Annotated in this window: 8 protein-coding genes; 6 read left to right on the top strand and 2 right to left on the bottom strand. The window is 69.4% G+C overall.

Annotated elements, in window-relative coordinates:
- A partial coding sequence (locus ACFV15_RS46745) for an alpha/beta fold hydrolase (protein ID WP_378359799.1) occupies nt 1-845 on the bottom strand: 845 nt, incomplete at its 3' end.
- 143 nt (nt 846-988) lie between these two features.
- Here ACFV15_RS46745 and ACFV15_RS46740 point away from each other — a divergent pair.
- From ACFV15_RS46740 to ACFV15_RS46725, 4 genes are all read left to right on the top strand, one after another.
- Nucleotides 989-1,312, top strand: coding sequence for a cupin domain-containing protein (locus ACFV15_RS46740; protein ID WP_378359797.1), 324 nt, complete (start codon nt 989-991; stop codon nt 1,310-1,312).
- 164 nt (nt 1,313-1,476) lie between these two features.
- Entirely contained in the window at nt 1,477-2,349 is an 873-nt protein-coding gene (locus ACFV15_RS46735; protein ID WP_378359795.1) for an alkaline phosphatase family protein, read from the top strand.
- A 3-nt stretch (nt 2,350-2,352) separates the two neighbouring features.
- Nucleotides 2,353-3,591, top strand: a complete 1,239-nt coding sequence (locus ACFV15_RS46730; RefSeq protein WP_378359793.1) for an MFS transporter — start codon at nt 2,353-2,355, stop codon at nt 3,589-3,591.
- Complete coding sequence (locus tag ACFV15_RS46725; RefSeq protein ID WP_378359791.1) at nt 3,588-4,562, top strand: TolB family protein; 975 nt, start codon at nt 3,588-3,590, stop codon at nt 4,560-4,562. The genes ACFV15_RS46730 and ACFV15_RS46725 overlap by 4 nt, the downstream gene beginning before the upstream one ends.
- A gap of 43 nt (nt 4,563-4,605) precedes the next feature.
- Here the strand turns inward: ACFV15_RS46725 and ACFV15_RS46720 are convergent, their stop codons facing one another.
- Nucleotides 4,606-6,603 (bottom strand): phosphocholine-specific phospholipase C, encoded by a 1,998-nt coding sequence (locus tag ACFV15_RS46720; protein WP_378359789.1) that lies wholly within the window; start codon nt 6,601-6,603, stop codon nt 4,606-4,608.
- A 156-nt stretch (nt 6,604-6,759) separates the two neighbouring features.
- Here ACFV15_RS46720 and ACFV15_RS46715 point away from each other — a divergent pair, with 156 nt between their 5' ends.
- Both ACFV15_RS46715 and ACFV15_RS46710 read left to right on the top strand, forming a co-directional pair.
- On the top strand, nt 6,760-7,689 hold the full coding sequence (locus tag ACFV15_RS46715; RefSeq protein ID WP_378359787.1) for a helix-turn-helix domain-containing protein: 930 nt from the start codon (nt 6,760-6,762) through the stop codon (nt 7,687-7,689).
- A gap of 89 nt (nt 7,690-7,778) precedes the next feature.
- Nucleotides 7,779-9,599 carry a proprotein convertase P-domain-containing protein gene (locus tag ACFV15_RS46710; protein ID WP_378359785.1) on the top strand — a complete coding sequence of 607 codons (1,821 nt, stop codon included), beginning with the start codon at nt 7,779-7,781 and terminating at the stop codon, nt 9,597-9,599.
- The last annotated feature ends 39 nt before the right edge of the window (nt 9,600-9,638 follow it).

Here is a 9,638-nt window from a genome sequence, read left to right as displayed (position 1 = left end):
GACCCCCTCCCCCACCAACGTAACCTTGGTCGTTTGTGTTTGGGCCGGTACAACCCGCCAATACCACTCACGAACCCCACCACCCCCGTCACGAACTCCTCCGGCGCCCGATCAATCGCCAGGTGGTCCTGCCCACGCAACTCCACGATGTCCGCGTGGGGGAGCGCCGCAACCACCGCCTCCGCGGCCGGAGCGAAGTACGCCGGGCTTTCCGTGCCCAGGAAAAGCCGCACGGGCACGGAAATTCCGGCCAGCCGAGGCGTGACGGTGAACGCCTCGACCGCGTCGAGTTCCCGGACGATCGTGTGCACCGCCGCAAGCCGCGCCTGCCACACCGGGGTGCGTTTCATCGCCGGGAGCTCCGAGTCCGGCACATGGATCACCTCACGGAAGAACGTCTCGAGCCGCGTCTCCGGATCCGGCGCCGACCGGATCCGGTCACGCACCGCCGCAGTGAACACCGGGTTCCCCGCGGTCGGGATCGGCGGCTCGTACAACACCATCCGTCCGATCGCGTCGGTGAGCGCGGCAGCCTCCAGCGCGCACAACGCGCCGTAGGAATGCGCGACGACATAGACGTCGCGTCCCGCGGCCTCCGCGACGGCGGCGATGTCCTCGCCTTCCCTCGCCAGCGCGTAGGTCTCGGCTTCGGCCGTGCTCAGCCCCCGGCCGCGCCGGTCCACCGCGTACACCGTGAACCGGTCCGCGAGCTGCCGCAGCACCGGCGCCCAGCGGCCGCGGTCGGCGGTGCCGCCGTGCACCAGCACCAGCGGCGGGCCATGTCCGGTCACCTCGAAACCGACGACCGAACCATCACGCGAGACCACCGAGCCGAGCACACTCATTCCCGCATGCTAGGGCCGACCGGGCCACGCAGGCCTGCCCGAAAGGGCGGACTCGTGAGTGTTCCGGCCGGTTCTAACCGGCAATACCACTCACGACCCCGGGGTAGGTTCGGCGAAAGCCCTTCGAGCGGAGGAGAAAGACCGTGCTGATCGTCAACCAGAGCCAGCTGCCGGGGTCCCAGTTCACCGGAAAGGACCACGGCGGCGTCGGCGTCTCCTTCTTCCTCGTCACCGCCAAGCCGGGCGACGGGCCCAAGCTGCACCAGCACGAGTACGAAGAGGTCTTCGTCGTGCAGGAAGGCTCGGTCACCGTGACCATCGGCGGCGAGAGCGCCGTCGCCGTGGCGGGCGATGTGGCCGTCGTGCCGCCACGGACCCCGCACAAGTTCGTCAACCACACCGACGCCGTCGCGAAGCTGGTCAACATCCACGCCAGCTCCGAGATCGTCACCGAATGGCTGGAATAGCGGAAATCTCCCTTTTGCGGCGTTCTCCACTTTCAGCCTGCGCCGGTCGGGGGCGACTTCTGTTGTTCACGCCGGGGGCACCGGTTGGATGACGGCGAGGCACGAGTCGTCTCACTGCCGTGGCCACCATGAGGCGCCCTCACCCACACCCTGCAGGAGGACTCATGTTCCGGAAGCGGATCGTGACCGCGCTCGCGGCGACGACGCTGGTGGCGGCGGGGGTGTTCACCGCCGTCCAAGCATCGGAACCCACGGCACCCGCGATCCAGCCGACCGCCTCGGTGGTGCCCGCCTTCGACCACATCGTGCTGGTCATGTTCGAGAACAAGAAGTACTCCTCGATCAACGGCAGCTCCAGCGCGACGTACTTCAACTCGCTCGCCGGGCAGGGCGCGAAGTTCACCAACTCCTTCGCGATCACCCACCCGAGCCAGCCGAACTACGTCGCGCTGTTCTCCGGCTCGCCGCAGGGTGTCACCGACGACGCCTGCCCGATCAACCTCGGCGCCAAGGCCAACCTCGGCTCCCAGCTCTCCGGCGCCGGCAAGAGCTTCAAGGGCTACTCCGAGGCCATGCCGTCCGACGGCTACACCGGCTGCTCCAGCGGCACCTACCGGCGCAAGCACAACAGCTGGGTCGACTTCAGCAACATCCCCGCCTCGGCCAACCTGCGCAACTCCGCCTTCCCGACCGACTTCACGCAACTGCCGACCGTGGCCTTCGTGACCCCGGACATGTGCAACGACATGCACGACTGCTCGATCAGCACCGGCGACAAGTGGCTCAAGAGCCACCTCGACGCCTACGCCCAGTGGGCCAAGACGCACAACAGCCTGCTGATCGTCACCTTCGACGAGGACAGCGGCACCTCGGTCAACCAGATCTTCACCGCCTTCGTCGGCGACCACGTGAAGATCGGCAGCTACAGCGAATCCATCAACCACTACACCGTGCTCCGCACCATCGAAGCCGCCTACGGCCTGCCCGGCATCAACAACGCCGCGAGCAAGTCGCCGATCACCGACGTCTGGCAATAGCGCTTGTACCTGTCCACCATCGGACGCCGGGACCACGCCGAAGCGGGGTCCCGGCGCAGGTTCACCGCCGTCGGCGCCAACGTGTTCGCACTCGGCAGCGTCAGCCTGGTCACCGACATCTCCTCGGAGATGGTCACCGCGATCCTGCCCGTCTACCTGGTGCTCGGCCTGCATTTGAGCCCCGCCGCGTACGGGCTGGTCGACGGCCTCTACACCGGCGCGACCGCGTTGCTGCGGCTCGCCGGCGGCTATCTCGCCGACCGGGTCCGCAGGCGCAAAGCCATCGCGGGCCTCGGCTACGGGCTCTCGGCCGTTGCCAAGCTCGGGCTGATGGCAGCGGGTTCGTCGGCGACCGCGATCGGCGCGGTGATCACCGCCGACCGCGCGGGCAAAGGCCTGCGCACGGCCCCTCGCGACGCGCTGATCACCTTGTCCGCACCCGAGAACATGCTCGGCCGCGCGTTCGGGGTGCACCGCGCGATGGACAGCGCGGGCGCGTTCGCGGGCCCGCTGGTCGCACTCGCCGTGCTCGCCGCGGCCGGTGCCGAAGCCTTCGACGCCGTGTTCTTCACCAGCTTCTGCGTCGGCGCGATCGGCGTGCTGCTGCTCGTCCTGTTCGTCCGCGACCGCCGCACCGCGCGCCCGCCCGCCGGGACCGTCTCACCCCGCGCCGCACTGGCGCTCCTGCGCGCCGCCGGGGTGCGGCGGCTACTGCTCGCGGCCTGTGTGCTCGGCATGTCCACCATCGGCGACGGGTTCGTCTACCTGCTGCTGCAACGCAAAGAGGACATCGCGACCGGCTGGTTCCCGCTCCTCGCCGTCGGCACCAACCTCGCCTACCTGGTGCTCGCCGCGCCACTGGGCGCGCTCGCCGACCGCGTCGGCAGACTGCCGGTCCTGCTCGCCGGATACGGCGGCCTCGTCGCCGTCTACCTCCTGCTGGCCAGCCCGATGCGCGGCTGGCCGCTGTTCGCGCTCGCACTCGGGCTCTACGGCGCGTTCTACGCGTCCACCGACGGCGTCCTGATGGCGCTCGCCGGACCGGTACTGCCCGAAGCGCTGCGCACGACCGGCATCTCGCTCATCCAGACCGGGCAGGCACTGTCCTATCTGGTCTCCTCCGTCCTTTTCGGACTGGCCTGGCAGTTCTGGGGCGCCACCACGGCCATCTCGGCCGCCGCCGTCATGGTGCTCGCCGCGATCGCGGGCACGTTCGCGCTGCTGCGCAAGGCACGCGCATGAGACACCGTGTCCTCATCGCCGTCACCGGGGTCGTCGTGCTGCTCGCGGCCGCGATCGTCTACATCGCGAGTTCCCGCGACCACGACGCCTCGGCGGCTGGGGCCGCGGGCGCGGTGACCCTCACGCCAGGGCCACGGCTGCTCTTCATCAGCACCGCCGACGCCGACCGCGGCCATCTCGCCACCCTCGACGCCGACGGTGTGCGCGCGGTCTCCCCACTGAGCTGCAACCGCGTCTACGCCGCGGGCGGCACCGGACTCTGCCTGCGCCCGGAGGCGGGGCTCACCACCTACCAGCTCGTCGTGCTCGACACCCAGCTCAACCCGCAACGCGAGATCCCGCTCGTCGGCCTGCCCAACCGCGCCCGGGTTTCCGCGAGCGGGCAGCGCGCCGCCTGGACGGTCTTCGTCACCGGCGACTCCTACAACGGCGGCCGCTTCTCCACCCGCGCGGGCACCCTCGACCTGCGCACCGGCGACCTCGAAGGCACACTCGAGGACTTCGCGGTCACCGTCGACGGCAAGCCGTACCAAGCCGCCGACCTCAACTTCTGGGGCGTCACCTTCGCGCAGGACGACAACCGCTTCTACGCGACCATGTCCACCGGCGCCCACCGCTACCTCGTCGAAGGCGCCTCCGCGGCCCGCACCGCGCACACCATCCGCGACAACGTCGAATGCCCGTCGCTCTCGCCGGACAACCGCCGCATCGCCTACAAGTCCGCTGTGGACGGTGACCCCGCCAAAGGCTGGCGGCTCTCGGTGCTCGACCTCGCCAGCGGCACGGTCACCGCGCTCGCCGAAACCCGCAGCGTCGACGACCAGGCCGCCTGGCTCGACAACCGCACCATCGGCTACGCGCTCCGCCGCGACGGCGGCCACGCCGACGTCTGGGCGGTCCCCGCCAACGGCTCCGGCGCACCCCGCCTGCTGGTCGCCGACGGCGAGTCACCCTCGGCATTGGGGTCGTGAGTGGTATGACCGGTTCTAACCGGCCATACCACTCACGAGCCCTTCAGCCCGTGACGCTGGGCGCGCCCGTTTCGATGTGCCCGGCGAACCGGCGTGACCAGCCGGCGTCCGCGGCCGTGGTGACCGTGAAGTCGTACCAGCCGTTGGCGTTCGCGACCGCGTTGAAGTAGTCGCTCCCGCTCTGCCCGGCGGCCACCGTGTACGTCCACGGACCGTCTGAGCGGTAGTTGTTCGACGTCACCGTGAACGTCGTCGACGCGGCCGAGTCGTTCACGAAATCCAGCCACAGCGCCAGTTTCCCGGTGCTCGCGGTCACCGCGATCCGCGAACGCGCCTCCAGCTTCTTGCTCGCGTTGCCGCGCACCCGGCGCAGGAAACGGTTCGGCCCCACCACGGTGAAGTCGTAGTTCCCGTCGCCGAAGCCGCTGCCGCAGTTGAAGAAATCGGTCGTCGTGCCACCGGCGGCCACCGTGTACTGCCATGGCCCGCCGCTGCGGAAAGCGTTGGCGTAGACGGAGAAATGCGCAGCCTTCTTCGCGAGCGGGCCCTCGTTGGCCATGGTGATGTTGAGCTGGATCTGCCCGTTCGCCCCGTACAGCCACGACGAGATCGACGCGTTCGCCTGATACGGCAACGCCCGAGCCGGCTTGGTGCCCGGCTCCTGCGGCGGCTGCGCGTTGTTCTGCGGCGTCGGGTTCGGCAGGGGAGCGCACGTCCCTGCCGAGATCGGCGGACCCGGCGTCGGCAGGGCGGGCAGCCCGTAGACGGGGTTCGCGAAGTCGAACGCCGAGGTCAGGTCCCCGCACACCGACCGGCGCCACGCGCTGATCGTCTGGCAGGCGGCCGGTTTGCCGATCGCGGCCGACCAGGTCTCCATGAACCGGATCACCGAGGTGTGGTCGAAGACCTCCGAATCGACCCAGCCGCCCCGGCTCCACGGCGACATCACGATCATCGGCACCCGGAACCCCAGCCCCACCGGCGTCCCGCTGACGAACTCGTCCGCCGTGCCCGCCGCGGGCGACGGCGGCGGCACATGGTCGAAGAAGCCGTCGTTCTCGTCGTAGTTGAGGAACACCGCGGTGCTGTTGAACGTGGCGGGATCCGCGGCGAGCGCCTTGAGCAGCCCGCTGACGAACCGTTCGCCGTTGACCGGCGGCCCGATCGGGTGCTCGGAGGTGATCTGGTCGGTCACCACCCACGACACCTGCGGCAGCGTGCCACCCACCGCGGCCGCCCTGATCGCGGCGAGGATGTCGTCAGGAGTGTTACCCGTGACCGCGGGCACACTCGACATGCCGCGGTCGTAAAGCGGCGATCCGGGCAGCGCGTTCGCGAACTGCTTGAAATACGCCAGCCCGTTGTCGCCGTAGTTGTTCTTCGCGTTCTGGAACACCCGCCACGTGATGCCCGCGTTCTGCAGCACCTCGGCATAGGTCTGCCAGGTCAGCCCCGACTCCTCGCCACCGTCGCTCGCGGGCTTGCCGTAGCGGCCCGCGGCGTCGATCATGCCGCTGAACAGGAACGTCCGATTCGGACCCGTCGCCGTCAGCCCGGAGCAGTGGTAGGCGTCGCAGATCGTGTACGCGTCGGCCAGCGCGTAGTGGAACGGCAGATCGGTCCGGTCGAGATAACCGAGACAGCCGATCTTGTTCTTCGCCGCCATCCACCGGTCCAGCTTCCCCTGGTTCCACGCCCCATGCTGATCACCCCACGAATGCGCGATATCGCCCTGGCACTGCGCGAGCGTCTCGGCGTTCCCGCCGGGCCCGCGCAACGCGAACGGATACTGCCTGCCGAGCCCATTGGGCTGGTTGAACACCGAAAACCCGCCAGGCAGCTGGATCGTGGCGCGGTCGGCGAACCCGCGCACGCCCTTCATGGTGCCGAAGTAGTGGTCGAAGCTGCGATTCTCCTGCATCAGGATCACGATGTGCTTGACGTCGGCGATGGTGCCCGTCGTGGCCACGTCCGGTGCCATCGGCGCCAACGCCGCCGCCCCGGTCGCCGCCAAGAACGTCCGCCGGCTCACTTCCGCCATGAAAGGCCTCCTCGCTCGCGAAAACCGCCTCGCACAGTGGATCGGAGCCCGCCGGGGCTGTCTACGAACTTTCGGCGAGACCTCTCTTAACTGTTAACGCTTGGTCCTCCGTCCCGGCCGATCTACGATCACCTGCACGTGACGTGGGGAGCCGTGATGAGCCGAGCGAACCCCCGGCCCGAGTTCGACCGCCTGCTGCGCACCGGGCCGTTCGCCGACGCGCTGCGCGAGGCCATCAAGGCCCGCGGGCTGAGCCTCGACCGGCTGCGCGATCACCTGCACGCCCGCGGCGTCTCGATCACCTCGGCGACCTTGAGCTACTGGCAATCCGGGCGCAGCAGGCCCGAACGCCGCGATTCCGTGCTCGGGCTGCGGCATCTGGAACAGCTGCTCGAAGTGCCGCCGGGCGCGCTGATCGCGCTGCTCGGACCGCCTCGGGCCCGCGGGAAATGGACTGGCCGGGCCGACGGGCTGCCCGAGATCGGGCGGTTCTGGCCCGACCGCGGCCGGATCGACGCGGCCGTCAGCGACGTCGACACCCGCTGGGACGAGCGGCTGACCAGGATCAGCCAGCACGACGTGGTCACCGTGGGGCCCGGCCGCGAAGAACTCGCCATCCGGTCACGGCAGGTGCTGCGCGCCGAAGCCGACGGGCCGGACCGCTGGGTGGTGATCATGCACATCGACGAGCACGACCGCCCGCTGCCCGCACTGCGTTCCTTGCGTGGCTGCCGCCCCGGACGCAGCGTGCACCGGCCTGAGGACGGGCTGCTCGTCGTCGAACTGCTCTTCGAACGCCCGCTCGCGCGCGGGGAGACCGTGCTCACCGAGCACACACTGGTGAATCGCAGGCCCTGTCCTGAAGCGACCAACTACGAACGCAAATTCCGGCTGCCAGTACGCGAATACGTCCTCGAGATCCGATTCTCACCCAAGGCGCTTCCGGTGCGGTGCCGCCGGTATTCCGAACTGGACGGTCACCCCGCCGAGTCCTCGGAAGTGTTGCCAGGTAACGGTTCCGTGCACGGTGTCGCGCTCAATTTCGGTCCAGGATGCTATGGGTTCGACTGGGATTGGGACGAATAGCTCTTAATTGTTAACTACTTGCGGATCTTAAAATCCATGGTCCGCCCGAATTACCTTCAGCGCATCCGATTCCGATTCGAGGAGTGAGCATGCGCCGTCGAAGCACTTTCGCCTGTCTGCTGAGCGTGGCCGCGCTCGGGCTCGGCCTGCACGCGGCCGACGCCGCGCCGCCACCGGGACCCCAGCTACCGCAGGCCGCGATCGACGGCGTGGCCGCCGCGTTCGGCCTCACCGCCGACCAGGCACGCACCCAGCTCACCGCCCAGGACAGCGCCCATCGGGTCGCCGCGGCACTGCCCGCCGCGCTGCGCGCGCAGTCGGCAGGGCAGTGGTTCGACGCCTCGTCCGGCAAGCTGACGCTGGCCGTCACGACCCCCGCCGCGGCCGACGCCGCCCGCGCGAGTGGCGCCGAAGCCAAGCTCGTGACCAGAACGCAGGCGGACCTCGACCGCGCCGACGACGCCGTCCGCGCCTTGGTCGGCACCGGCGTTCCCGGGGTGTTCGGCTGGGGCATCGATGTGCGCAACAACGACGTCGCCGTCTCCGTCGACCGCTCGCGCACGACCGCCGCGACCGACAGTTTCCTGTACCGGGCCAAGGAACTCGGCATCCGGATCACCGAGACGACCTCGTCGCCGCGGCAGCAGTCCGGCACCGTCCAGACCGGCAACCCGTGGTGGCCGGGCAGCGAGACCTACTGCTCGGTCGGCTTCGGAGTGACCGATGCCGCGGGCGCCAAGCACTTCCTCACCGCCGGGCACTGCACGAACGACCGCGACCAAGCCGCGTACGGCGCGTCCGGCCAGCAGAACCGCGTCGGCACCTCGAACGTCGGCGGCACGCACAGCGTCAACGCGCGCGAAGGCGACATGGGCGTCGTCGCGGTGACCGAAGCCGGCTGGAACCTCTCCGCCGCGGTCAACACCTGGGGCGAACCCGCGATCACCCTCACCGGCCAGGCCGAGGCCATGGTCGGCGACCGCGTCTGCCACTCCGGCAACACCTCGCACTGGAAGTGCGGCGAGGTCAAGTACACGCACAAGTCCGTCGACTACGGCGGCGGCCTGATCATCGAAGACCTCACCTGGACCACCGCCTGCTCACTCGGCGGCGACTCGGGCGGCGGCTGGCTGCTCGGCAGCAAGGCCACCGGCCTGCACGACGGCGGACCTTCGCAATGCGTCGAAAACCCCAGCGACGGCGACATGTCCATCTTCCAGCCCGTCGGTGAAGCGCTGAACAAGTGGCAGCTCAAGCTCGTCACCGGCGGCGGCGACGAGGACACGACCGCGCCGACCGCGCCCGCCAACCCGCGTTCCACCGCCACCACCTCCAGCAGCGTCTCCCTCGCCTGGGACGCCGCGACGGACAACATCGGCGTCACCGGCTACGACATCTACAACGGCTCCACGCTCGCGACCTCCGCCGCGGGCACCACCGCCACGGTCACCGGCCTGAACCCCGACACCGCCTACACGTTCACGATCAAGGCACGCGACGCCGCGGGCAACATCTCACCCGCGAGCGCCCCGGTGTCCGCCCGCACCCAGAACGGCGGAGGCGGCGCACGCACCCTGAGCAACGGCACCGACTACCCGATCCGCGACTACCAGCAGATCTTCAGCCCGATCACCTCGACACTGACCGGCCAGGCGGTCTCGCCGCTCACCGTCGCGGTGACGATCAACCACACCTGCGCCGAAGACCTCGGCATCACGTTGCTCGACCCCAGCGGCAAGGGCTACCCGCTCAAGTACAGCGGCGGCAGCAGCTGCACCGCCTGGAACGGGACCCGCACCTTCACGGTGCCCAACGCGTCGTCCCCGGCGGGCGGGCGCTGGCAGCTGCGGGTGACCGACTACGGGCCCGGTGACACCGGTGTCTTGGACACCTGGTCCGTCACCCTCTGAGGGGAGTGTCGTGAGCGTTGCGGGCGGTTAGAGCCGTCC

This window comes from Amycolatopsis sp. NPDC059657 (genome assembly GCF_042734395.1).
In the GTDB taxonomy this organism is placed as follows: Bacteria; Actinomycetota; Actinomycetes; order Mycobacteriales; family Pseudonocardiaceae; genus Amycolatopsis.
Note: the sequence above shows the minus strand (reverse complement) of the source record. Positions and strands in the feature narration are given on the sequence as shown.